Source organism: Pinisolibacter sp. (genome assembly GCF_036782435.1).
GTDB lineage: Bacteria > Pseudomonadota > Alphaproteobacteria > Rhizobiales > Ancalomicrobiaceae > CALBKH01.
Genome location: NZ_DAIPZB010000013.1, coordinates 70,328 through 94,395, shown reverse-complemented (window position 1 = coordinate 94,395; position 24,068 = coordinate 70,328). Strand labels below are relative to the sequence as shown.

General features: G+C 68.6%; 19 protein-coding genes. 7 read left to right on the top strand and 12 right to left on the bottom strand.

Annotated elements, in window-relative coordinates; all coding sequences use genetic code 11:
- The 12 genes from V7Q42_RS07975 to V7Q42_RS07920 all read right to left on the bottom strand — a co-directional run.
- The coding region (locus tag V7Q42_RS07975) for an exodeoxyribonuclease III (protein WP_333823415.1) at positions 1–431 on the bottom strand (431 nt) is incomplete at its 3' end.
- Positions 432–568: 137 nt separating this feature from the next.
- Complete coding sequence (locus V7Q42_RS07970) at positions 569–1,564, bottom strand: SDR family NAD(P)-dependent oxidoreductase (protein ID WP_333823414.1); 996 nt, start codon at positions 1,562–1,564, stop codon at positions 569–571.
- Positions 1,565–1,963: 399 nt separating this feature from the next.
- Positions 1,964–3,244 carry a serine--tRNA ligase gene (gene serS / locus V7Q42_RS07965; RefSeq protein ID WP_333823413.1) on the bottom strand — a complete coding sequence of 427 codons (1,281 nt, stop codon included), beginning with the start codon at positions 3,242–3,244 and terminating at the stop codon, positions 1,964–1,966.
- An 86-nt stretch (positions 3,245–3,330) separates the two neighbouring features.
- Positions 3,331–4,125 (bottom strand): twin-arginine translocase subunit TatC, encoded by a 795-nt coding sequence (gene tatC / locus V7Q42_RS07960; protein ID WP_333823411.1) that lies wholly within the window; start codon positions 4,123–4,125, stop codon positions 3,331–3,333.
- A complete protein-coding gene (tatB, locus tag V7Q42_RS07955) occupies positions 4,122–4,664 on the bottom strand; it encodes a Sec-independent protein translocase protein TatB (protein WP_333823409.1) in 543 nt (180 codons plus the stop codon). Before tatB ends, tatC begins: the two co-directional genes overlap by 4 nt.
- Positions 4,665–4,789: 125 nt before the next feature.
- Entirely contained in the window at positions 4,790–5,017 is a 228-nt protein-coding gene (locus V7Q42_RS07950) for a twin-arginine translocase TatA/TatE family subunit (protein WP_333823408.1), read from the bottom strand.
- A 140-nt stretch (positions 5,018–5,157) separates the two neighbouring features.
- Complete coding sequence (gene scpB / locus V7Q42_RS07945; protein ID WP_333823407.1) at positions 5,158–5,889, bottom strand: SMC-Scp complex subunit ScpB; 732 nt, start codon at positions 5,887–5,889, stop codon at positions 5,158–5,160.
- Positions 5,886–6,728 carry a segregation and condensation protein A gene (locus V7Q42_RS07940; RefSeq protein ID WP_442958176.1) on the bottom strand — a complete coding sequence of 281 codons (843 nt, stop codon included), beginning with the start codon at positions 6,726–6,728 and terminating at the stop codon, positions 5,886–5,888. The genes scpB and V7Q42_RS07940 overlap by 4 nt, the downstream gene beginning before the upstream one ends.
- A gap of 93 nt (positions 6,729–6,821) precedes the next feature.
- Positions 6,822–7,838 carry a beta-N-acetylhexosaminidase gene (nagZ, locus tag V7Q42_RS07935; RefSeq protein WP_333823405.1) on the bottom strand — a complete coding sequence of 339 codons (1,017 nt, stop codon included), beginning with the start codon at positions 7,836–7,838 and terminating at the stop codon, positions 6,822–6,824.
- Between the two features lie 87 nt (positions 7,839–7,925).
- Positions 7,926–9,764, bottom strand: a complete 1,839-nt coding sequence (locus tag V7Q42_RS07930; protein ID WP_333823404.1) for an SPOR domain-containing protein — start codon at positions 9,762–9,764, stop codon at positions 7,926–7,928.
- Positions 9,765–9,841: 77 nt separating this feature from the next.
- Complete coding sequence (argS, locus tag V7Q42_RS07925) at positions 9,842–11,599, bottom strand: arginine--tRNA ligase (protein WP_333823402.1); 1,758 nt, start codon at positions 11,597–11,599, stop codon at positions 9,842–9,844.
- A 133-nt stretch (positions 11,600–11,732) separates the two neighbouring features.
- Positions 11,733–12,974, bottom strand: a complete 1,242-nt coding sequence (locus tag V7Q42_RS07920) for a deoxyguanosinetriphosphate triphosphohydrolase (RefSeq protein WP_333823401.1) — start codon at positions 12,972–12,974, stop codon at positions 11,733–11,735.
- Positions 12,975–13,112: 138 nt separating this feature from the next.
- Between V7Q42_RS07920 and erpA the strand changes: the two genes are divergently transcribed.
- The 7 genes from erpA to glgA all read left to right on the top strand — a co-directional run bounded on the left by erpA (position 13,113) and on the right by glgA (position 24,066).
- Entirely contained in the window at positions 13,113–13,457 is a 345-nt protein-coding gene (erpA, locus tag V7Q42_RS07915) for an iron-sulfur cluster insertion protein ErpA (RefSeq protein ID WP_333823399.1), read from the top strand.
- A 132-nt stretch (positions 13,458–13,589) separates the two neighbouring features.
- Positions 13,590–14,285 (top strand): hypothetical protein, encoded by a 696-nt coding sequence (locus V7Q42_RS07910; RefSeq protein WP_333823397.1) that lies wholly within the window; start codon positions 13,590–13,592, stop codon positions 14,283–14,285.
- Positions 14,286–14,679: 394 nt separating this feature from the next.
- On the top strand, positions 14,680–16,230 hold the full coding sequence (locus tag V7Q42_RS07905) for an acetyl-CoA hydrolase/transferase family protein (protein ID WP_333823395.1): 1,551 nt from the start codon (positions 14,680–14,682) through the stop codon (positions 16,228–16,230).
- Between the two features lie 205 nt (positions 16,231–16,435).
- Entirely contained in the window at positions 16,436–18,919 is a 2,484-nt protein-coding gene (locus tag V7Q42_RS07900; protein WP_333823394.1) for a glycogen/starch/alpha-glucan phosphorylase, read from the top strand.
- Positions 18,920–19,036: 117 nt separating this feature from the next.
- Positions 19,037–21,244 carry a 1,4-alpha-glucan branching protein GlgB gene (glgB, locus tag V7Q42_RS07895; RefSeq protein ID WP_333823392.1) on the top strand — a complete coding sequence of 736 codons (2,208 nt, stop codon included), beginning with the start codon at positions 19,037–19,039 and terminating at the stop codon, positions 21,242–21,244.
- A 50-nt stretch (positions 21,245–21,294) separates the two neighbouring features.
- Positions 21,295–22,569, top strand: a complete 1,275-nt coding sequence (glgC, locus tag V7Q42_RS07890; RefSeq protein ID WP_333823419.1) for a glucose-1-phosphate adenylyltransferase — start codon at positions 21,295–21,297, stop codon at positions 22,567–22,569.
- 39 nt (positions 22,570–22,608) lie between these two features.
- Positions 22,609–24,066 (top strand): glycogen synthase GlgA, encoded by a 1,458-nt coding sequence (glgA, locus tag V7Q42_RS07885; RefSeq protein WP_333823391.1) that lies wholly within the window; start codon positions 22,609–22,611, stop codon positions 24,064–24,066.
- Positions 24,067–24,068 lie beyond the last annotated feature (2 nt).

The following is a 24,068-nucleotide window of genomic DNA, read 5'->3' as shown; positions in this document are numbered from 1 at the left end:
GGCTCCTCGAGGGCGAGACGAGCCTTCGCGTGGGCCTCGAGCCGCTTCATCCAGCCCAGCTTGTAGGTGAACTTATCCGTGCCGATCGGGTTGCCGTTGGGCAGGTAGAGACCGGCGACGCGGACGACGCCGGAGGGCACCGAGATCACCGCCTCGATGAAACGCGCCTGAGCGTCGTCCGGATCGCCGGGGAGGCCCCGCTCGACGTCCTCGAGCCGGTGCTTCGACAGGATGGCGACGCCGTTGAAGCCCTTCTGGCCGTGGGTGGCGACGTGGTAGCCGAGCCGCTCGAAGGGGGCGAGCGGGAAGCCCTCGTCGACCGACTTGATCTCCTGCAGCACGACGACGTCGGGCCGCGCCTCCTCGAGCCAGGCGAGAAGCGTGTCGATACGGGCCTTGATGCCGTTGATGTTCCAGGTGGCGAACTTCATGGGGACTCGCGTCGTGAGGAGGTCGAGCGAGGATAGCCGGGGAGGGGCGCGGGGTCACCCGGCAACCAAGCCGAACCGCGATTCGGCCGGATCTCTCGGGGTGCTCATCTCGGCCGAGGGGCGAACCCCCGACCTTCTCACAGCAGCTGCCCGCCGTTGATGTTGATCTCCTCGCCGGTGATGTAGGAGGAGGCCTCGGAGCAGAGGAAATGGACGAGTTCGGCCACTTCCTCGGGGCGCCCGAGCCGGCGCATCGGGATCAGCGGCAGGAACTTCTCTTCCGTCCCCGGCGACAGGATGTCGGTGATGATCTCGCCCGGCGCGATGGCGTTGACGCGGATGCCGTGGGGGGCGAAGTCGGCCGCCATCTCGCGGGTCAGCGACGTCAGCGCCGCCTTCGACGTCGCATAGGCCGTGCCGGCGAAGGGGTGGACGCGATGGCCGACCACCGAGGTGATGTTGACGATCGAGCCGTGGCCGCGCTTCAGCTCGTCGAACAGGCCGCGGGCGAGCAGGATCGGCGCCAGCATGTTGACGTGGAACACCTGCATCCAGGTGTACATCGGCGTGGTGATCGAGTTCAGCCGCTCGCCGGCCGGGCCCTTGGGCGAGATGCCGGCGTTGTTGACCAGCGCGTGGAGCGGGCCGCCGCCGATGCGGTTCTTGATGTCGACGATGGCGAGCGGCACCTGCTCGCGGTCGGCGAGGTCACACTGGACGTGGTCCTCGGGGCCGGCCTCCCACGGACAGCGGGTGCGCTCGAAGGCGTGGCGCGAGATGGTGATGATGCGCCAGCCCTGATCGGCGAATTTGCGGACGATCGAATGGCCGATGCCGCGGCTCGCCCCGGTCACCAGCATGGTGCGGCGCGAGCCGTCGGCGGCGTAGGACGGTTCGGCGGTGTGATAGGGATGCTGGGAGTGGTCGACCGGGCACTTGGCCGGGTCGACCGCCTCACCGGCCGCCGCGGGCACGGGACGCCCGGGCGGGGTGTAGCGATGCGTCACCGGATCGTAGCCCTCGGGGTAGATCGGCTTGCCGTCCGGTCCGATCGGCGGGGTGTAGGTGTGGGTGACCGGGTCGTAGCCCGGCGGATAGGCGGGGCGGCCGGGGGCCTTGGGCTCGTCGTTCATCGATGGATCTCCCGGTCGTCGGCGCCGCCCTCGTGGGCCGGCGCGAACCGTGTGTCGCGCTGCCTGCGAAGGTAGGATGCCGCATCGCGAGGGACAAGGCGGGACGGAGAGGGCAGGGTGGGCGTGAACCTCGATCGAGGCGCGGCGGAGCACATCCTTTCCTACACCGCGTGAATGCTCGCCGGATCCGAAGTGAGGGTTCGGCGGGCGTCCGTGCGCGATCCTTCGAGACGCGCCTGCGGCGCTCCTCAGGATGAGGCGTTCGAGATCTTCATTGGAAAACAAACGCTTCATGCTGAGGAAGCGTCCGAAGGACGCTGTCTCGAAGCATCTCGCACGAGAGGAGAAGGGGTCCGCGCGGCGCGCGGACCATTCCGATCGGTGCCGATCCCGCAGGCTTCACGCCTTCTCGATCTTCTCCAGGCCGCCCATGTAGGGGCGCAGCGCTTCGGGCACGGTCACCGAGCCGTCGGCGTTCTGGTAGTTTTCCAGCACCGCCACCAGACAGCGGCCGACGGCGACGCCGGAGCCGTTGAGGGTGTGGACGAAGCGGGTGCCCTTGCCCTCGGTCGGACGCATCCGGGCGTTCATGCGGCGGGCCTGGAAGTCGCCGCAGTTCGAACAGGACGAGATCTCGCGGTAGGCGGCCTGACCCGGCAGCCAGACCTCGAGGTCGTAGGTCTTCTGCGACGAGAAGCCCATGTCGCCGGTGCACAGCACGATGCGGCGATAGGGCAGGCCGAGCTTCTCCAGCACGCGCTCGGCGTTGCGGGTCATGCGCTCGTGCTCGTCGGCCGAGGTCTCGGGCGTCGAGATGGTGACCATCTCCACCTTGTGGAACTGGTGGACGCGGATCATGCCGCGGGTGTCGCGACCGGCCGAGCCCGCTTCCGAGCGGAAGCACGGCGTCCAGGCGGTGAAGCGGAACGGCAGCGCTGCCTCCTCGACGATCTCCTCGCGGACGATGTTGGTGACCGGCACCTCCGCCGTGGGGATCAGCCAGTAGCCGTTCTCGGTGCGGAACAGGTCTTCGGCGAATTTCGGCAGGTTGCCGGTGCCGTAGGCCGACTCGCTCTTCACCAGGAAGGGCGGGTTGACCTCGGTGCAGCCGTGTTCCTCGGTGTGGAGGTCGAGCATGAACTGGGCGAGGGCGCGTTCCAGCCGGGCCAGCCTGCCCTTGAGGAGGACGAAGCGCGCGCCCGAGATCTTCGCCGCGGTGTCGAAGTCCATCATGCCCAGGGCTTCGCCGAGGTCGAAGTGCTGCTTCGGCTCGAAGTCGAAGCTGCGCGGGGTGCCCCAGCGGTTCACCTCGACGTTGTCGTGCTCGTCCTTGCCGAGCGGCACGTCGGCGGCCGGCGTATTGGGGATGCCGGCGAGGAGGTCGGTGATCCGGCGGTCGAGTTCGCGCTCTTCGGCCTCGCCCTGCTGGATCGTCGCCTTGACGGTGGCGACCTCGGCCTTGAGGCGGTCGGCCTCGGCGAGGTCCTTGCGGCCCATGGCGGCGCCGATCTGCTTGGCGGCCGCGTTGGCCTTGGCTTGAAGTTCCTGCAGCGTCGTCAGGTGGGCGCGGCGGTCGGCGTCGAGGGCGAGAACCTCGGCGGCGAGCGGCTCCTTGCCGCGCTTCGTCAACCCGGCGTCGAAAGCTTCCGGGTTCTCACGGATCCACTTGATGTCGTGCATGGGGACGTCCTCGGAAACGAACGCATGTGCGGCGCGGCCCGCCTGCAGGGCGCAGCGGGCCGGAGGAAGAAAAGCGGCCGTGAGGCTCAGGCGTCGGGCGTTTCGCCCTCTGCGCTCTCGCCCTTCTTCCGCTCGACCCACATCACCGCGAAGATGGTGAGTTCGTAGAGAAGGATGGAGGGCAGGGCAAGCGACAACTGCGACAAGGGATCGGGCGGGGTGAGGACCGCCGCGACGATGAAGGCGACGAGGATCGCCCAGCGCCGCTTCTCGCGCAGGATCGTCGAATCGATGATGCCGATGCGGGCCAGCAGCGTCAGCACCACCGGCATCTGGAAGACGATGCCGAAGGCGAAGGTCAGCCCCATGATCAGCGACAGGTACTCGGAGACCTTGGGCAAGAGCTCGATCTTGATGCCGTCGCCCTCGGTCTGCTGCATGCCGGCGAAGAAGCCGAGCACCATCGGCAGCAGGAAATAGACCAGCGTCGCGCCGGCCATGAAGAACACCGGCGTGGCGACCAGATAGGGCAGGAAGGCCTTGCGTTCGTGCCGGTAGAGGCCGGGCGCGACGAACTTGTAGATCTGCGCGGCGATGATCGGGAAGGCGATCACCAGGGCGCCGTAGAAGGCCACCTTGATCTGGGTGATGAAGAACTCCTGCGGCGCGGTGAAGATCATCGTCGCCGGCTTGCCGGTCATCGAGCGGATGACGTAGTCGTAGGGCCACACCAGGAAATTGTAGATCGGCTTGGCGAAGGCGAAGCAGACGAAGAAGGCGACGACCAGCGCCGCGAGCGCCCGGATCAGGCGGGCCCTCAGTTCGACGAGATGCTCGATCAAAGGCGCGCGCGAGGCCTCGATGTCGTCCTCCTCGCTCATGCGCCGGTCGCCTTCTTGTCGGTGTCGGGTTCGGATTCGGCCGCCGCGGGCGCCTCGACCGCTTCGACGGGTGCGGGAGCCGCGGCCGGCATCGGCGCCGGGGTGAGGTCGAAGACGGTGTCGTCGACCTGCGGTGCGGCGGCGTCGATCAGCTTTTCGGCCTCGCCGGCGGTCAGGCCCGCCTCGTCGGCGGCGGTGAAGGCCGACATGGCCGAGCCGGCGCCGGAGGGGGCACCGGCCCAGTCGGCCTCGACGGCGCTGCCGACGCGCTTGACGTCGTCGCCGATGGAGGCGAGCTGGTCGGTGACCAGCTTGGTCGGATTGAGCGAACGCAGATCGTCGACGCTCTTCTTGACGTCCTCGAGCTCGGCTTCGCGGATGGCGTCGTTGAGCTGGCCCTGGAACTCGGACGCCATGCGGCGGGCCTTGCCGACCCACTGACCGACGGTGCGCAGCAGGGTGGGCAGTTCCTTGGGTCCGACGACCACCAGCGCCACCACGCCGATGATCACCAGTTCGCTCCAACCGATGTCGAGCATGTCGTCCGCACCTGGGATCGGTCGACGGGCGCCTCGGCGCGTCGATCCGTCCGGCTCGAGAAAAGAGGCCCCGAGCGGGGCCTCCTACAGATCACCGTGGAACGGCGAAGCCGCTCCGGCCACCGTCAGTGGGCGGTCTTGGACGGATCGTTCGCGACCGGCTCGCCCGGCTTCGATTCGATCGTCTTCGGCGGCTGAGCGGCGGGGGGCGTGTCGTCTTCCGCCATGCCCTTCTTGAAGCTCTTGATGCCCTTGGCGAGGTCACCCATCAGGTCGGAAACCTTGCCCTTGCCGAACAGGAGCAACACGACCACGACGACGATCAACCAGTGCCAGATACTCATCGAACCCATTACAGACGTCTCCTGCGGCCGTCCTCGGCCGTCTTCGGCGAGCCCCCACGGCAGTGCGCCGCACTATGGCAAAAAGGATATCCCCCCGCAACCGCGCGCGAGGATCCCGGTCCGCGTCGGCGAGGGTGTGGTGAAGGCGATCAGTCGGCCTCGCGTTCGCGATCGTCCTCGTCGACGTCGGGCTCCTCGGTTTCCGCCATCTCCAGGAGATCCGTCGCGTCGAGCGGGTCCTCGTCGGGGGTGAGTGCCGTGTCGTCGCTCGGCAGCGGCACGGCGAAACCGGCGGGGATCTGGCCTTCGAGCAGGCCCGCGCCCTTCAATTCTTCGAGACCGGGCAGGTCCTGGATCGCCTCAAGGCCGAAATGGACGAGGAAGGCCTCGGTGGTGCCCCAGGTCACGGGACGACCGGGGGTGCGCCGGCGACCGCGCATGCGGATCCAGCCGGTCTCGAGCAGCACGTCGAGCGTGCCCTTCGACATCTGGACGCCGCGGATCTGTTCGATCTCGGCGCGGGTCACCGGCTGGTGATAGGCGACGATCGCCAGCGTCTCGAGTGCGGCGCGGCCGAGCTTCTTCGGCTCCACCGTGTCGCGGGAGAGGCGGGCGGCGAGATCGGCGGCGGTGCGGAACTGCCATTTGCCGGCGACGCGCACCAGTTCGACGCCGCGTCCGGCATAGTCCGCCTCGAGCCGGGCGAGGACGGCGGCGAGGTCGACGCCTTCGGGGAGTTCGGCGGCGAGATCGTCCTCGCCGACCGGCCCGGCGGAGGCGAAGATCAGCGCTTCGACCAGCCGGCGGGCGGTCGCCTCGCGCTCGAGGGTGTCGAAGTCGTCGCGGTCGTCGTCGTCGCCGTCGTCGAAGAGATCGCTCACCGGTCGTCCTCCCTGACCTCGGTCTCGTCGTCCGGCTCGTCGGCGCCGGGGATGCGGGCGCGGGCGTGGAGGGGCGCGAAGGCGTTCGTCTGGCGCAGTTCCATGCGGCCCTCGCGCACCAGTTCGAGGCTCGCCGAGAAGGTCGAGGCGATGACCGTGGCGCGCATCTCGGGGGTGAGGAAGTCGGAGACGAGGCTCTCGATCGGCGTCCAGTCGGCGACGCGGCCGATCAGGCGCTCGAGGATCTCGCGGGCATCCTGGAGGCCCCAGACGGCGCGCGCCGCCACCCGCACGGAGGTGATCATGAAGCGTTGGCGCTGCGCCGCATAGGCGGTGAGGAGATCGTAGAGGCTCGCCTGCCATTCGGCCCGGACCGTGGCCGCCGTCGCCTCGGGGGCGCCGCGGGCGAAGACGTCGCGGCCCAGCCGGTCGCGAGCGAAGAGGCGGCCGGCGGCGGTGCGCATGGCTTCGAGCCGGCGCAGGCGGAAGGCGAGGGCGGCGGCGAGTTCCTCGCCGCTCGGCTCGTCGTCCTGCGGCGGGGCCGGCAGCAACAGGCGCGACTTCAGATAGGCGAGCCAGGCCGCCATGACGAGATAGTCGGCGGCGAGTTCGAGGCGGCGGGCGCGGATCTTCTCGACGAAGGCGAGATACTGGTCGACGAGGTCGAGAATGGAGATGCGCGCCAGATCGACCTTCTGATTGCGGGCGAGGGTGAGGAGGAGGTCGAGCGGGCCTTCGAAACCGGCGACGTCGACGATCAGCGTCTCTTCCGGGTCGGGCGCGGCGCGCGGTGGTGTCGTCCAGTCCTCGGCGGCGGAGGGGCGACCACCCGGCGGCAACGGCAGCACCGCCTGGGTCCCGGCCACATCCGGCTGAGTTTCGGCCCCGCTTCCCGCCACGTCTTCGTCTCCCCGGCCCCGAGGAGAGGTGTGTCAGACGGAAGGCATACCCGTCAATCGGGCGAATTCCGCTCTCGCGCCCGCCTCGTCGAGGGGCGCCGGGCGGCGGCGCGCGGCGAGCGCCCGGGCGGCGCGGTCGGCGGCCATTCCGGCGAGCGGCGGGGTGTTCGCGGCGACGGCCTCCATCTCGGCGAGGACGCCGTTGCAGTGGAGGGCGAGGTCGCAGCCGGCGGCCAGCGCCGCGGCGGTCCGTTCGGCGATGGTGCCGGAGAGCGCCTGCATCGACACGTCGTCGGACATCAGGCAGCCGTCGAAACCGATCAGCCGGCGGATCACTTCGTCGATCACGGTCTTCGACGTGGTCGCCGGATGATCGGGATCGAGGCTGGTGTAGACAACGTGGGCGGTCATGGCGAGCGGCAGTCGGGCGGCGTCGCGGAAGGGCGGGAAGTCGGTCGCCTCGAGCACGGCGCGAGGCGTGTCGACCACCGGCAGGGCGTGGTGGCTGTCGACACCGGCGCGGCCGTGGCCGGGGATGTGCTTGATCACCGGCAGGACGCCGCCGGCGAGGAGGCCCTCCGCCGCGGTCCGGCCGAGGTCGGAGACGATGTCCGGGGTGACGCCGTAGGCGCGGGGACCGATGACGTCGTCGGCGCCTTCGACCGGCACGTCGAGGACGGGCAGGCAATCGACGTCGATGCCGAGGGCCTTCAGATCCGCGGCCATCAGGCGCGCCCCGAGCCACGCGGCGCGGCGGCCGTCCTCGGCCGAGCGGGCGAAGACGTCGCCGTAGGTACGTCCCGTCGGATAGGCCGGCCAGTGCGGCGGGCCGAGGCGTTGGACGCGGCCGCCCTCCTGGTCGATCAAGATCGGCGCGTCGCGGCCGACGATGTCGCGAAGCGCCGCGGTGAGCGCCCGGATCTGCTCCGGCGTCTCGCAGTTCCGCTTGAACAGGATGAAGCCCCAGGGCCGGGCCGCGCGCAGGAAGGCGATCTCGTCGGCGGTGAGCGTCGGGCCGGAGGTGCCGCAGATGAAGGCGGAGACGGTCATGGGTGAGGGCTCCGGGAGACGAGACGGACGCGGCCGGTCATGGGGGAACCACGACCGGCCGGCACGGGGAAAAGGAAGTGCGGCGGATCAGCGGTGGACGACGATGCACTGACCGCCCTGCGCCTTGAGCTGCGAGCACAGGGCATTGGCCTGATCGCGCGATCCGGCCGGCACGCGAGCCCGGTAGTACACGCCCTTGGCGCCGAGGTCGGCGCGCTGGACGTCGACCGACTTGCCGGCGAGGGCGGAATACTTGCGCTGGGCCGCCGAGAAGGAGGCGCGTGCCGCGGCGTCCGATCCGGAGGCCGAGATCTGCACCAGATAGTCGCCCCCGCCTCCGCCGGTGGCCGGCGGCGGGGCGATCGACACCGGCGCGGTGGCAACCGGCCTGGGCGCCGCGGGCGCAGGCGCGGGCGGCGTAGCGGGCGCAGGCGGCGTAGCGGCGAGTTTGGGAGAAACCGGACCGAGCGACAGCGGTGCGCCGCCCGAAGCCGGCGCGGGCGCCGGAGCACGGGTGGTCGGCTTGGGCGCGGTGATCGGGGTGACGGCGACGGTCTTGACCTTCGGCGCGGCGGCGACGGGCGCCGGCGTCTCGGGCGCGACATTCGCGGGGGCCGGCTTCGGCGTCGGGACGCGGGTGGCGACCGGCGCGGGTTCGGGCTGGGTCGGCGTCTGATCCGCCATCGGTTGCGCACCGGCCATGGAGGGCGGCGGCGCCTGCGGCGGCGCGGCGGCGACGGGGGGCGCCGCGGTCGTCTGCATCGGCGGTGCGGGGGCGTCGGGGGCCGGCTCGGTGGGCTTGGCGGCGCGCAGGGCGACGCCGTCGGAAACGATCGAGCCGTCGGGGCGCACCACCACGGTCTTCACGGTGTGCGGCACGTCCGAGGACGGACGCTGCGCACCCGGGTTGATCAGGCGGACCTCCTTGCCCTCGGCGGTGCGACCCGAGACCTGGTCGACCGGATCCTCCTGCTTGGAGACGATGCGAGAGGCCGCCTTGGGATCGTCGGCGGTGAGGGTCGGGCCGGCATCGGCGGTCGGCGCCTTGGCTTCCGGAACGGTCTTGAACGGCTTGCCGTCGGCGCGCAGCAGAACCGGTTCGCCGGAGCCGGATCCGCCGGTGAACTTCCAGGCGGCGAGCGCTCCGCCGCCGACCAGCACCAGCGCGATCGCCGCGACGGCGATCTTCATGCCGCGACCGGAGTCCTCGTGCGGCAGGGAGGCGGCGGCGCGTTCTTCCTCGCGCGAATGCGGCATGATCCGCGGCTCGGCGGCGACCAGGGGCGCGGCTTCGCGAGCGGCGGCGGCGATCTCGTCGCGGCCGAACTCGTCGAAGGTGGCGTGCGGATAGGCGGACGGGGCGCGAGCGGGGGGCGCGGCGTGGGCCACCTCCACCGGCTGCGGCGTGTAGGCCGGCGCCGGTTCGGGCGCGGCGGCGAAGGCGGGATCGTAGGAGCCGGCGGCGACACCGTCGTCATAGGCGTAGAAGTCGCTCCACTGCGCTTCTGTTCCCTCGGCCGAACGCGGCGGTTCGGGTTCGGCACGGGCCGCGCCGATGCGCAGCGAGGCGATGTCGCGGTCGTCGACGGGATGCTGCGGGATCGGCGGCGTGACCTCGCGCTCGAAGTCGCCGCGGACGCGAATGTCGGGGGTGACGGAGGCGCGCAACTCGTCGAAGAGTTCGGCCTCGAGCGCCGAGAGCTGCTGCGGCACGGTGCGCGCCGGCGCTTCGCCGCGGCGAGTGGTCTCGGCGGGAACTTCGGGCTGCGTGGCGAAGCCGGTGGTTTCGCCGAGGATGCGGGCGAGCTCCTCGAGCGGGTCGTCGATCGCCGCACGCGGCGCGCGCTGCGACGCGTCCGCGCCTTCGACGGTCCTCGGATCGTCGAAGTCCAACGGCAACTGACGGCGAGACACGGGTTCGGGCATCGGGCGGACCACCTCTCGTGGGCGCGACGGGGACGGCGTCCCCTTCGCGCTCGACTTCGGCCCGAGCCCCCACGTCCTCAGCGCATCTCGTCGGGTGCCTTCACCCCGAGGATCGCGAGCCCGGACGCGAGTACGGAAGCGACGGCACGCACCATCGCCAGTCGGGCATGTGACGACAATGAATCGTCAACGTTAACAAAGCGTAATTGTGGCAGGTCTTTGCCGCGGTTCCAATGGGCGTGCAGATCGGACGCCAGATCGTGCAAAAAGAACGCGATACGGTGCGGTTCGTGACTTTCTGCCGCAGCTTCGACGACACGCGGCCACTGGGCGACGCGGCGGATCAGGCCGATTTCACCTTCGTCGGTCAGGCATTCCAGCGGCGCGCTCGCGAGACCCTCCGGCGTGAGATCGAGGGCGGGGAGTTGCTCGCGCGCCTGATTGAACACCGACGCGGTGCGGGCGTGGGCGTACTGGACATAGAAGACCGGGTTGTCCTTCGACTGCTCGGTGACCTTCTGGAAGTCGAAGTCGAGGGGCGCGTCGGACTTGCGGAAGAGCATCATGAAGCGCACCGCGTCGACGCCGACTTCCTCGACGACGTCGCGCAGGGTGACGAAGGAGCCGGAGCGCTTCGACATCTTCACCGGCTCGCCGGCGCGGAAGAGCTTGACCAACTGGCAGAGCTTGACGTCGAGCGACGCCCTGCCGCCGGAGATCGCCTTCACCGCCGCCTGCATGCGCTTGACGTAGCCGCCGTGGTCGGCGCCCCAGACGTCGATCTGGTCGGCGAAACCGCGCTCGAACTTGTCGAGGTGATAGGCGATGTCGGAGGCGAAATAGGTGTAGGAGCCGTCCGATTTCATCAGCGGCCGGTCGACGTCGTCGCCGAAGTCGGTGGAGCGGAACAGGGTCTGTTCGCGATCCTCCCAGTCTTCCGGCAACTGGCCCTTCGGCGGCTCGAGCCGGCCCTGGTACATCAGCCCCTGCGCGGTCAGCGTGTCGATGGCGTGGCGTACCCGATCGCCGGCCGGGCCGGTCTGCAGGCTCTTCTCGGAGAAGAAGACGTCGTGGACGACGTTGAGGGCGGCGAGGTCCTCGCGGATCATCGCCATCATGGCGTCGATCGCGGTCTGCCGGACGGTGGCGAGCCAGTCGCTCTCGGGCTCGCCCTTCAGGGCGGCTCCGTAAATCTTCGCAAGGGCTTCGCCGACCGGCTTCAAGTAGTCGCCGGGGTAGAGGCCCTCGGGGATCTCGATCGTCTCGCCGAGCGCTTCGAGGTAGCGCAGGTAGGCGGAGCGGGCGAGAACGTCGACCTGGGCGCCGGCGTCGTTGATGTAGTACTCCTTGGTCACGGCGTGACCGGCGAAGCCGAGGAGGTTGGCCAGCGCGTCGCCGAAGACGGCGCCGCGGCAGTGGCCGACATGCATCGGGCCGGTGGGGTTGGCCGAGACGTATTCGACGTTCACCGCGCCCCGCGCGACGACGGCGCGGCCGTAATCCTTGCCGGCGGTGACGACGCGGGCGAGGAAGCCGGCCCAATAGGACGGCGCGAGGCGCAGGTTGAGGAAGCCGGGGCCGGCGACCTCGGTCTCGGCGACGTCCGGATCGCCGGCGAGTTCGCCCATCAGTTCGATGGCGAGCTGACGCGGCTGACGGCCCGTCTGCTTGGCGAGCACCATGGCGGCGTTGACGGCGAGATCGCCGTTCGCCGCGTCGCGCGGCGGTTCGACGACGACGCGGGAGAGGTCGAGGGCGGAGCCGTCGGCGGCCTTCCACTCGAGCCGTTCGATCGCCCGGGCGACCCGGTGCTCGAAGTCCGCGAAGATGTCCATGGGTGGATCGCTCCGATCTCGGGAGAGGAGGGCGCCTCCACGGCCCGAACGGCCGGAAGCGCCGGAAAACGTGCCCGCGAGCTATACCAGATCGGGGGAGGCGTCAAACGGGAGTGGAAGCTCGTCGACCGGGTCAGCCGAGATCGGGCGCGTCGCCGGTCAGGCGGCGGTGTTCGGCGAGCGCGAAGCGGTCGGTCATGCCGGCGATGTAGTCGCAGACGCGGCGGGCGACGCGGGGGCGATCGGCGAGGTCGAGGTCGCGGCGCCATTCGGCCGGCAGGTCCTGCGGCTCGTCCATGTAGGTGGAGAACAGCGCCTCCACCACGCCCTCGGCGGCGCGCATCTTCACCATCACCGCTTCGGCCCGGTAGACGGTGCGGAAGAGGAAGGTCTTGATGGCGCGGTCGGCGGCCTGCATCTCGGGCGAGAAGGCGACGAGGGCGCGGCCGGCGTTGCGCACGTCGTCGGCGGAGCCGGGCAGGTGGTCCTCGAGCCGGGCGAGGCCGGCGGCGATGACATCCTCCACCATGCGGGTGATGATGCGGCGGATCACCTCCTGCTGGAACCGCGGTCGCTCCAGGCCGGGGTGACGGCCGGCGACCTCGCGGACGATGGTGCCGACCAGCGGCACCTCGGCGAGCGTCTCGAGATCGAGCAGGCCGGCGCGCAGGCCGTCGTCGATGTCGTGGGCGTCGTAGGCGATGTCGTCGGCGATCGCCGCACACTGCGCCTCGAGGCTCGGCCAACTCCACAGCCAGAGATTCTGGAGGGCGGCGTATTCGCGGATCGCATAGGGCAGTTCGGCGGGGGCGGCGTGCATGCCGTGCGCCGCGGCGAGGGGCCGGCCGGCGCCGTCGACGAGCGGGCCGTTGTGCTTGACCAGCCCCTCGAGCGTCTCCCAGGAGAGGTTCAAACCGTCGAAGTCGGCGTAGCGGCGTTCGAGCTTGGTGACGATGCGCAGGGTCTGGGCGTTGTGGTCGAAGCCGCCGAAATCGGCCATCGCCCGCTCCATGGCGCGCTCGCCGGCGTGGCCGAAGGGGGTGTGGCCGAGGTCGTGGCCGAGAGCCAGGGCCTCGGCGAGATCCTCGTCGAGGCGGAAAGCGCGGGCGAGCGCGCGGGCGATCTGCGCCACCTCGATGGTGTGGGTGAGGCGCGAGCGGAAATGATCGCCCTCGTGCGGCAGGAAGACCTGGGTCTTGTGAGCGAGGCGGCGAAAGGCGGTGGAATGGACGATGCGGTCGCGGTCGCGCTGATAGGGGGTGCGGGTCGGGCTCGTCGGTTCGGCGTGGAGGCGACCGCGGGAGGCGGACGGATCGGCGCCCCAGGGGGCGCGGGGTTCACCGCCCAATCCGATGCGGCGGGTGCGATCGGACACGGTGGGGTGCTCCTTCTTTCGGCGTTCGGCTCGACTCACGGGCTTGAATCCGCGCGTTCGCGGCGTACTTGATCCTCACGACGCTCCTGTTTCAAGCGCATGACGGCCCTTCGGTCGATGCCTTCGAGGTTCCTTTCGATGTCCGATACGATCACCGACGCCCCCATCTCCGTCACCGCCGCCGCGGCGAAGCGCATCCTCTTCGTCGTCTCCGACGAGCCGGCGGGCACGGTGCTGCGCATCTCGGTCTCCGGCGGCGGATGCTCCGGTTTCTCCTACGGCTTCGAACTGACGACGACGCGCGCCGACGACGATTTCGTCATCGACCGGGACGGCGCCACCGTGGTCGTCGACCCGATCTCGGCGGAGTACCTGCGCGGATCGCAACTCGACTTCGTCGACGATCTGATGGGTCAGGCCTTCAAGATGTCCAACCCGAACGCGACGGCGACCTGCGGCTGCGGAACCAGCTTCGCCATGTGACCGGGCAGGTGGCGAAACGCCGCGATACGGCGGTCCGCAGCGACAAATTGAAATTTCTCGTGATATTTTGTGGACTTGGAAAGTAATGCGCGACATCGTGCCGACCGAGTTCAACTCGGCGGGTTCGAAGCGTTGCGATCTGGAACACTCTCATCGGCCGGGCTCGGTGTCGCCATCGGGCTGAACGTCGTATGTGCTCATGCGCAGGACGCCGGCCTCACCGCGCCCGTACCGGACAAGGTGATCCTCACCGAAGCGCGGGCGCCGTCGACCTGGGCGGTGGCGCTCTACGGCGGCGTGTGGACCAACTCGACGCTACCGTCGTTTCCCTACAATCTCGTCCGCGGCAATCTGACCTTCGAGGATGCGCAGATCGCCTCGCTGATCGTCGATCGCCGGCTGTTCGACTTCGACCTCGATCTGCCCGGCACGCGCTGGCGGTTGAACGGCTTCTCGGTCGAAGCGGAAGGGACACTGAACCAGCACTTCGGGTTGCAGGACCACGTCGAGGCGACCGCCGCGGTGAAGCTGCGCACCGGCGAGATCGGGCTCGGGTCGATGGCGTCGATGAACCTCGCCTGGGCGAACGGCCTCTCCTACGCCTTCGCGGCCCCGAAGTGGGAATACGGGCCGACCTTCGTCCACGGCGTCGACAGCCGGCATCTCCAATATTTCATGGCGTTCGAAGCGGCGGTCACGCCGACGGCGGCGAAGAATCTGTCGGCCTTCTTCCGCCTCCACCACCGCAGCGGCATCTACGGCGTGATCTCGCCGCGCCGCACCGGCTCCAACTACGTCGGCGGCGGCCTGCGCTGGACCTTTCGATGATTCGAAGCGACCGGCGTCGGTCCTTCGCAGTGCCGCAACGGCCGGAACCCGATTCGGGATTCACGGATCGGTTACCGTGATTTCGCATGGCTGACCACCGAGCCATGCATCGGCGATCATTTCGACATTGCAGATGCGCGAACCCACGGTTTCCTCATCTTTTTTTCACATCAGGGCTTTAGGCTCCGTCTCGGGATGAGGGTCCACGAGGCGTGGGAAGATCTCGAACGTCTTTTCGCGGACTTTCGCTGCGATGCACAAAGGAGTATCGCGGCACCGCATCGAACGTCGCACCGGCGACGGGTCGACACCGATCGAGATGCGTCGGTCGGGACAACCGGTCGAGACAGGGTCCAATGTCTCGACGCGTGAGATCGAAGAGGCAATTCGGGTCATGAACGCCGTGTCTTCGCACAGTTTTTCTCGTGTCCGGGCGCCGTCGCTGCGCTCCAAGATCATGACGGCGAAGGAAGCCGCCGGGCTCATCCCCTCGGGTGCGCGGGTCGGCATGAGCGGGTTCACCGGCTCGGGGCATCCCAAGGAAGTGCCGATCGAACTGGCGCGCCGCATCCAGGAGACCCATGCCCACGGCAATCCCTTCAAGATCTCGGTGTGGACGGGTGCTTCGACCGCGCCGGAACTCGACGGGGCGCTGGCCAAGGCCAACGCCATGGAGATGCGGCTGCCCTATCAGTCCGATCCGGTGTGCCGTCGCCGCATCAACGCCGGCGAGATGGAATACACCGACATCCATCTCTCCCACGTGGCGCAGTACGCCCAGTTCGGCTTCCTCGGGAAGCTCGACTTCGCGGTGATCGAAGTCGCCGGCATCCGCGAGGACGGCGCGCTGATCCCGTCGTCGTCGGTCGGCAACAACGAGGCCTGGCTGGAGATGGCCGAGCACATCATCCTCGAGGTCAACTCCTGGCAGTCGCCGGCGCTCGAGGGCATGCACGACATCTACGCCTACACCGACCGTCCGCCGCACCGTCGTCCGATCCCGCTCCTGACCGCCGGCGATCGCATCGGCGAGCCCTATTTCCGCTGTGATCCCAACAAGATCGTCGCGGTCGTCGAGACCCATGCGGCCGATCGCAACACCGAATTCACGCCGCCCGACGCGGTCTCGCAGGCGATCGCCGAGCACATCCTCGACTTCTTCGACTGCGAAGTGCGGCACGGCCGCATGCCGAAGAACCTGCTGCCGCTGCAGTCGGGCGTCGGCAACATCGCCAATGCGGTGATGGCCGGGCTGGAGAAGGGTTCCTACGAGGGCATGACCGCCTACACCGAAGTGTTGCAGGACGGGATGTTGCACCTTCTGCGCTCGGGCAAGCTCACCATGGCCTCGGCCACGGCGCTGTCGCTCTCCGACCACGCGATGAAGGAATTCCTCGCCGACGTCGACTTCTACCGCGAGCGCATCGTGCTGAGGCCGCAGGACGTCTCCAACCATCCGGAGATCATCCGTCGTCTCGGCATCATCGCCATGAACGGCATGATCGAGGCCGACATCTACGGCAACGTCAATTCGACCCACATCGCCGGCACCTCGATCATGAACGGCATCGGCGGTTCGGGCGACTTCGCCCGCAACGCCTACACCTCGATCTTCATGACGCCGTCGACCCGCAAGAACGGCGCGATCTCGTGCATCGTGCCGATGGTCACCCACGTCGACCACACCGAGCACGACGTGCAGGTGATCGTCACGGAGCAGGGCATGGCCGACCTGCGCGGCCTCAGCCCCAAGGCGCGGGCGCGGGTGATCATCGACAACTGCGCCCATCCCGACTGGCAGCCGGCGCTCAACGAATATCTCGACCTCGCCATGCGGCTGTCGCCGGGGCGGCACACGCCGCATCTGATGGAAGAGGCCTTCTCGTTCCTGCCGAAATGGAAGGCGGCCGGTGCCCGCCGCGTGAGCGGCGACGAGCCGGTGTGAGCCTTCCGCGTGAGCGGCGACGAGCCGGTGTGAGCCTCGCCGGCCGTCGCAGGGCGGCGGCCGGGGCGGGCGTAGCGCCAACGGGTCGCGTGGCATCGGAATTGCCATACCTGTCGGAACCGTGGCATCGATGCCGGGAGGGGAGTGGGAGTCGGTCCGCCGAGGCCACTTCCCCGGGGACGGCGTCCGAGGAGGATCGGGGACGATGGAGCGACCGGAAGCGGTGGAGACGGGGCGCATTCCGCCGTCGACCCACGACGTGGCCCATGTGCGCGAGGCGATCGTCGAAAAACTCAAGTACGCCGTCGGCAAGAACCCGATCGTGGCGTCGGCTCACGATTGGTTCGTGGCGACGGCGCTGGCGGTGCGTGACGAGATCGTCGATCGCTGGGTCGATTCGACCACCAAGACCTATCGGACCGACGAGAAGCGGGTCTACTACCTCAGCCTCGAGTTCCTGATCGGCCGCCTGCTGTTCGACGCCATGGGCAATCTCGAGATGACGGAGACGGTGCGCGCGGCGCTCGCCGATCTCGGGGTCGATCTCGACCGGATCAAGGAGGTCGAACCGGACGCGGCGCTGGGCAACGGCGGCCTCGGACGGCTCGCGGCCTGCTTCATGGAATCGATGGCGACGCTGTCGATCGCCGCCTACGGCTACGGCATCCGCTACGACCACGGCCTGTTCCGCCAGCGCATCAAGGACGGCTGGCAGCTCGAATATCCCGAAGACTGGCTGGCCACCGGCAATCCCTGGGAGTTCGCCCGGCCGGAAGTCGCCTATCCGATCGGCTTCGGCGGCTGGGTCGAGGCGATGACCGATCGCGACGGCACCACCCATCACGAGTGGCGGCCGGCGGAGACGGTGATGGCGGTCGCCTACGACACGCCGATCGCCGGCTGGCGCGGCCATCACGTCAACACGCTGCGTCTGTGGTCTGCCAAGGCGCAGGATCCGCTGCGGCTCGACGCCTTCAACCGCGGCGACCACGTCGGCGCGGCGGCGGCGCGGGTCAAGGCGGAAGCCATCTCCAAGGTGCTCTATCCGTCGGATGCGACCCCGGCGGGCCAGGAACTGCGACTCAGGCAGGAGTTCTTCTTCGCCTCCGCCTCGCTGCAGGACCTGCTGCGCCGCCATCTCAACCAGCACGCCGACATCACCACGCTGCCGGAGAAGGTGGCGATCCAGCTCAACGACACCCATCCGGCGATCGCCGTGGCGGAGCTGATGCGCATCCTCGTCGACATCCACGAGGTGCCGTGGGCGACCGCGTGGAAGATGACGATCGGGACCTTCTCCTACACCAACCACACGCTGCTGCCGGAAGCGCTCGAGACCTGGCCGGTGCCGCTGCTGGAGCGGCTGTTGCCGCGCCACATGCAGATCATCTACCTGATCAACGCACTGCATCTCGACGAGCTGAAGAAGACGCGCGAGGGCATCGACGGCGGGCTTCTCTCGGCCCTGTCGATCATCGACGAGCAGGGCGGGCGGCGCGTCCGCATGGGCCATCTCGCCTATCTCGGATCGCACAAGGTCAACGGCGTCTCGGCGCTGCACTCCGACCTGATGAAGGTCACGGTGTTCCGCGACCTCAACACCGCCTACCCGAACCGAATCGTCAACAAGACCAACGGCATCACCTTCCGGCGCTGGCTGCACCAGTCGAACCCCGGACTGAAGAACCTGCTGGTCGACACCATCGGTTCGCGGGTGCTCGACGACGAGAAGGAACTGCCGAAACTCGCGGCCTTCGTCGACGATGCGTCGTTCCAGGACAGGTTCGCGGCGGTGAAGCTCCTCAACAAGGAGCGCCTCGCCCGGCTCATCCGTGACCGGCTCGAGGTGCGGGTCGATCCGCACGCGCTCTTCGACGTGCAGATCAAGCGCATCCACGAGTACAAGCGCCAGCTCCTCAACATCCTCGAGACCATCGCCGTCTACGACGCCATGCGGGCGCAGCCGACGCGCGACTGGATCCCGCGGGTGAAGATCTTCGCCGGCAAGGCGGCGGCCTCCTACGCCCAGGCGAAGCTGATCATCAAGCTCGCCAACGACGTGGCCAAGGTGGTCAATTCCGACCCGACGCTGCGCGGGTTGCTGAAGGTCGTCTTCCTGCCGAACTACAACGTGTCGCTCGCCGAGCAGATCATCCCGGCCGCCGATCTCTCCGAGCAGATCTCGACCGCCGGCATGGAAGCCTCGGGCACCGGCAACATGAAGTTCGGTCTCAACGGCGCGCTCACCATCGGCACCCTCGACGGCGCCAACGTCGAGATGAAGGAGCACGTCGGCGACGACAACATCTTCATTTTCGGCCTGACGGCGGAGGAGGTCGAGGCGCGCCGGGCCCAGGGCATCGACAGCCGCGAGACCATCGCCAAGTCGTCGATTCTCGCCGAGGTGCTCGACGCGATCGGGTCGGGCGTGTTCTCTCCGGGCGAACCCGATCGGTACAAACCCCTGGTCGACGCGCTCACCTATCACGACTACTTCATGGTGACGGCCGACTTCGAGAGCTACTACGCCACTCAGCGCGCGGTGTTCCGCAAATGGCGGGACAAGGCGGCTTGGCGGCGGTCGGCGGCGCTCAATACGGCGCACATGGGGTGGTTCTCCTCGGATCGGACGATCTCGGAATACGCCGAGGACATCTGGAATGTCCCGGTCTATCCGGTTTCGGGGTGATCGCGCACGATCGGACGGCGACATGGCGGCCGGCGACCAGCGGGGTCTTCGGTTCCTGAACAGGGTGGAGGGCGGCGGCGAGTTCCGCCGTCGCAGAGCCACCGAACGGGGGGCGCGATGGGCGACCGAGTGTGGAAGACGGCGCAATCGGACGTCGAGGCGATCGTCGCGGGTCGGCACGGAGATCCCTTCGGGGTGCTCGGCCGGCACGGGACCGCGGCGGCGCCGGTGGTGCGGGCCTTCGTGCCGCATGCCGAATTCCTCGACGTGATCGATGCCGAGGGCGAGGTGCTCGCCCGGCTCGAACGGCGCGACGACGCCGGGTTCTTCGAAGGCGTGGTGGAGCCTTGGGCCGGGTCGGTCGATCGCCCGCCCTATCGCCTGCGTGCGACCAATCGCTCCGCCTCCTGGGAGCTCCACGATCCCTATGCCTTCGGGCCGGTGCTCGGGCCGGTCGACGACCATCTGTTGGTCGAGGGTACCCACCGGACGCTCTACGAACGGCTCGGCGCGCAGGTCATGACCCACGAGGGGGTCGAGGGCGTCGATTTCGCGGTGTGGGCGCCGAACGCGGCGCGCGTCTCGGTGGTCGGCGACTTCAACGCCTGGGACGGCCGACGCCATCAGATGCGCAAGCGCGTCGACAGCGGCATCTGGGAGATCTTCGCGCCGAACGTTTCGGTCGGCACCGCCTACAAGTACGAGATCGTCGCGGCCGACGGGCGGCTGCTGCCGCTCAAGGCCGATCCCTTCGGTTTCGCCGGCGAGATGCGGCCGTCGACCGCCTCGGTGGTGGCGAAGATCGACGACTTCGTGTGGACCGACGACGCCTGGATGACGGCGCGGCCGGGCGACGCGCGGCGGCGACCGATGTCGATCTACGAGGTCCATCTCGGTTCGTGGGAGCGTGGGTCCGACGGGCGCTTCCTGACCTGGGACGAACTGGCGGCGCGGCTGATCCCCTATGCGGTCGATCTCGGCTTCACCCATCTCGAGCTGCTGCCGGTCAGCGAGCATCCGCTCGACGCCTCCTGGGGCTATCAGCCGATCGGCCTGTTCGCGCCGACCCGCCGTTTCGGCGAACCGGCCGGCTTCGCCCGGTTCGTCGACGCCGCCCACGTCGCCGGGCTCGGCATCATCCTCGACTGGGTGCCGGCGCATTTCCCGACCGACGAGCACGGGCTCAGGGAGTTCGACGGCGGACCGCTCTACGAACACGCCGATCCGCGGCGCGGCTTCCATCCCGACTGGAACACGGCGATCTACGATTTCGGCCGTGCCGAGGTGCTGTCGATGCTGTGCGCCAACGCGCTGTTCTGGCTCGACCGCTACCATGTCGACGGGCTCCGGGTGGATGCCGTCGCCTCGATGCTCTACCTCGACTATTCGCGCAAAGAGGGCGAGTGGTTGCCCAACGAGGACGGCGGGCGCGACAATCGCGAGGCGGTGGCGTTCCTGCGGCGGGTCAACGAACTCGTCTACGGACGCGAGGACGGCGCGATCACCATCGCCGAGGAATCGACCGCCTGGCCGGGCGTGTCGCAGCCGGTCTTCGCCGGCGGTCTCGGCTTCGGCTTCAAATGGAACATGGGGTGGATGCACGACACGCTCGACTACATGTCGCGCGAGGGCGTGCACCGTCGTTGGCACCACGACCAGTTGACCTTCGGCTTGCTCTACGCCTTCGCCGAGAATTTCGTCCTGCCGCTCAGCCACGACGAGGTGGTGCACGGCAAGGGTTCGCTGATCGGCAAGATGAGCGGCGACCACTGGCAGAAATTCGCGGCGCTCAGGACCTATTACGGCTTCATGTGGGGTCACCCGGGCAAGAAGCTGCTGTTCATGGGCCAGGAGTTCGGCCAGTGGGCCGAATGGAACCACGACCGCGGGCTCGACTGGCACCTGACGGCGCACGGCGAGCACAAGGGCCTGCAGAACCTGATCCGCGACCTCAATCGCGTCTATCGCACGTCGCCGGCGATGCACGCGCGCGACTGCGAGCAGGAGGGGTTCCGCTGGATCGTGGTCGAGGATCGCGACCAGTCGGTCTACGCCTTCGCTCGCTTCGGCGAGTGGGGCGACAAGCCGATCGTCGTGGTCTCCAACTTCACGCCGATACCGCGCGATCCCTACCGGATCGGGTTCCCGATGGCGGGGCGGTGGCGCGAGATCGTCAACACCGACGCGGCCTGCTACGGCGGCTCCAATCTCGGCAACGGCGGTATGATCCATGCGCGCGCCGAAGACAGCCACGGGCTGCCGGCGGCGGCGGAGATCCTGGTGCCGCCGTTGGCGACGGTGATCTTCGAATACGACGGCGAATGAGAAGGTGACTCCGGAGACCGGAGAGGAGGGAAGCGATGACCAAGAAGCCGATGCCGGCTCCCGTGAAGACGGGAGCGAGCGGTCCGCTGGCGCGTCACGCCATGGCTTACGTGCTGGCCGGTGGGCGCGGATCGCGACTGATGGAACTGACCGATCGGCGCGCCAAGCCGGCGGTCTATTTCGGCGGCAAGTCGCGGATCATCGACTTCGCCCTGTCGAACGCGCTGAACTCCGGCATCCGCCGTTTCGGCGTCGCCACCCAGTACAAGGCGCACTCGCTGATCCGTCACCTGCAACGCGGTTGGAACTTCCTGCGTCCCGAACGCAACGAGAGCTTCGACATCCTGCCGGCGTCGCAGCGTGTCTCGGAGGAGTCGTGGTACGCCGGCACCGCCGACGCGGTCTATCAGAACCTCGACATCATCAAGGACTCCGATCCGAAGTACATGATCATCCTGGCGGGTGATCACATCTACAAGATGGACTACGAGAAGATGTTGCAGCAGCACGTCGAGCAGGGCGCCGACGTGACCATCGGCTGCCTGGAGGTCTCCAAGGAGGAGGCGACCGGCTTCGGCGTCATGCACGTCGACGAGAAGGATCGCATCTTCGCCTTCGTCGAGAAGCCCAAGGATCCGCCGACCATGCCGGGCAGCGCCGACCGCTGTCTGGCATCGATGGGCATCTACGTGTTCGAAGCGAGCTTCCTGTGGGACCAGCTGGAGCGCGACGCCGCCGATCCGCACTCGGCGCACGACTTCGGCAAGGACATCATCCCCTACATCGTCAAGCACGGGAACGCCGTCGCGCACCACTTCTCCAAGTCCTGCGTCCGCTCGCGGCAGGAATCGGCGTCCTATTGGCGCGACGTCGGCACCGTCGACGCCTATTGGGAGGCCAACATCGACCTCACCGACGTGGTCCCGGAACTCGACCTCTACGACAGCGAGTGGCCGATCTGGACCTACGGCGAGATCACCCCGCCGGCGAAGTTCGTCCACGACATCGACGGGCGGCGCGGTTCGGCGGTGTCGTCGTTGGTCTCGGGCGGCTGCATCGTGTCGGGCGCCTTCCTCAAGCGCTCCCTGCTGTTCACCGGCGTCCGGGTCAACTCCTATTCGATGGTGGAGAACACCGTCATCCTGCCGCAGACTTCGGTCGGGCGCGGCTGCCGGCTGCGCAACGTGGTGGTCGACGCGCGCGTCTCCATTCCCGACGGGCTGGTGGTGGGTGAGGATCCCGAACTCGACGGCAAGCGGTTCCGTCGCACCGACAAGGGCATCTGCCTGATCACCCAGCCGATGATCGATCTCTTGGGGCGGTGAACCACGGGGCGGTGAACGCGGACGAGGAGGGGGGATCCCATGTCGGCACTCGAGGTCCTCTCGGTCGTCTCGGAGGTCTATCCGCTGGTCAAGACCGGCGGACTGGCCGATGTCGCCGGCGCGCTTCCGGGGGCTCTGGCGCAGGAAGGGGTGGCGATGCGCACCCTGGTGCCGGGCTATCCGGCGGTGAAGGCGGCGCTCGAGAAGCCCAAGGTGGTGATGAAGATCGCCGATCTGTTCGGCGGTTCGGCCAAGGTGGTGAGCGGGCGGGCGGCCGGGCTCGATCTCTTCGTGATCGATGCGCCGCATCTCTACGATCGGCCGGGCAACCCCTACCACGACTCCGATGGGGAAGATTGGCCGGACAACCCCTTCCGCTTCGCCGCACTCGCCAAGGTCGCCGCCGAGGTCGGTCTCGGCGGGGCGGGCGGCTTCAAGCCGGCGGTGGTCCACACCCACGATTGGCAGACGGGGCTGACCGCCGCCTACATGGAATACGACGGGCGCAAGCGGCCGGGCACCGTCGCCACCATCCACAACCTCGCCTTCCAGGGGCAATATCCCAAGGACATGCTGGCGGCGCTGCATCTGCCGGACCACGCCTGGGGCGTCGAGGGGGTGGAGTACTACGACACCATCGGCTTTCTCAAAGCCGGCCTGAGGATGAGCGACCGGATCACCACGGTGTCGCCGACCTATGCGGCGGAGATCCGCACAGGGGAGGGCGGGATGGGGCTCTCGGGGCTCCTTTCGGGGCGTTCCGACGTCGTCCACGGCATCCTCAACGGCATCGACACCGACGTCTGGAACCCGGCGACCGATCCCTTGCTGGCGGCGCATTTCGACGCGGCCTCGCCGTCGTCGCGGCGGCCCAACAAGGCGGCGCTGCAGCGGCGCATGGGGTTGCGCGTCGATCGCAACGCCATGATCTTCGGGGTGGTCAGCCGGCTCTCCTGGCAGAAGGGCCTCGACATGGTGCTCGAGGGGGTCGAGACGATCCTGGCGTCGGGCGGCCAGTTGGCGCTGCTGGGGTCGGGCGATCGTGACCTCGTCGAGGGGTTCCGCCGGGCGATGATCGCCCATCCGGGACGAGTCGCCTGCGTCATCGGTTACGACGAGAGCCTGGCGCATCTGATCCAGGCCGGATCGGACGTGCTCCTGGTGCCGTCGCGCTTCGAACCCTGCGGGCTCACCCAGCTCTGTGCGCTGCGCTACGGGGCGATCCCGCTGGTGACGCGGGTCGGCGGGCTCGCCGACACGATCATCGACGCCAACGAGATGGCGCTCGAGGCGGGGGCGGGCACCGGCGTCATGTTCTCACCACCTCACGCCGACATGTTCCGCGCCGCGGTGCAGCGGGCGGCGGCGCTCTACGAGGATCAGTCGGTGTGGCGGCGGCTGATGAAGAACGCCATGCGCACCGACGTCTCCTGGGCGCGGTCGGCGGCGCGTTACGCGGCGCTCTACCGTGGACTGGTGGCGGAGCGCGGCGGCTGAGG

What these genes read in the sequence shown, in the direction of transcription:
- V7Q42_RS07970 (WP_333823414.1), bottom strand. Translation starts at nt 1,564, where the DNA reads ATGAACGACGAGCCCAAGGCCCCCGGCCGCCCCGCCTATCCGCCGGGC.
- serS (WP_333823413.1), bottom strand. Translation starts at nt 3,244, where the DNA reads ATGCACGACATCAAGTGGATCCGTGAGAACCCGGAAGCTTTCGACGCC.
- tatC (WP_333823411.1), bottom strand. Translation starts at nt 4,125, where the DNA reads ATGAGCGAGGAGGACGACATCGAGGCCTCGCGCGCGCCTTTGATCGAG.
- tatB (WP_333823409.1), bottom strand. Translation starts at nt 4,664, where the DNA reads ATGCTCGACATCGGTTGGAGCGAACTGGTGATCATCGGCGTGGTGGCG.
- V7Q42_RS07950 (WP_333823408.1), bottom strand. Translation starts at nt 5,017, where the DNA reads ATGGGTTCGATGAGTATCTGGCACTGGTTGATCGTCGTCGTGGTCGTG.
- nagZ (WP_333823405.1), bottom strand. Translation starts at nt 7,838, where the DNA reads ATGACCGTCTCCGCCTTCATCTGCGGCACCTCCGGCCCGACGCTCACC.
- V7Q42_RS07930 (WP_333823404.1), bottom strand. Translation starts at nt 9,764, where the DNA reads ATGCCCGAACCCGTGTCTCGCCGTCAGTTGCCGTTGGACTTCGACGAT.
- argS (WP_333823402.1), bottom strand. Translation starts at nt 11,599, where the DNA reads ATGGACATCTTCGCGGACTTCGAGCACCGGGTCGCCCGGGCGATCGAA.
- erpA (WP_333823399.1), top strand. Translation starts at nt 13,113, where the DNA reads ATGTCCGATACGATCACCGACGCCCCCATCTCCGTCACCGCCGCCGCG.
- V7Q42_RS07905 (WP_333823395.1), top strand. Translation starts at nt 14,680, where the DNA reads ATGAACGCCGTGTCTTCGCACAGTTTTTCTCGTGTCCGGGCGCCGTCG.
- V7Q42_RS07900 (WP_333823394.1), top strand. Translation starts at nt 16,436, where the DNA reads ATGGAGCGACCGGAAGCGGTGGAGACGGGGCGCATTCCGCCGTCGACC.
- glgB (WP_333823392.1), top strand. Translation starts at nt 19,037, where the DNA reads ATGGGCGACCGAGTGTGGAAGACGGCGCAATCGGACGTCGAGGCGATC.
- glgC (WP_333823419.1), top strand. Translation starts at nt 21,295, where the DNA reads ATGCCGGCTCCCGTGAAGACGGGAGCGAGCGGTCCGCTGGCGCGTCAC.
- glgA (WP_333823391.1), top strand. Translation starts at nt 22,609, where the DNA reads ATGTCGGCACTCGAGGTCCTCTCGGTCGTCTCGGAGGTCTATCCGCTG.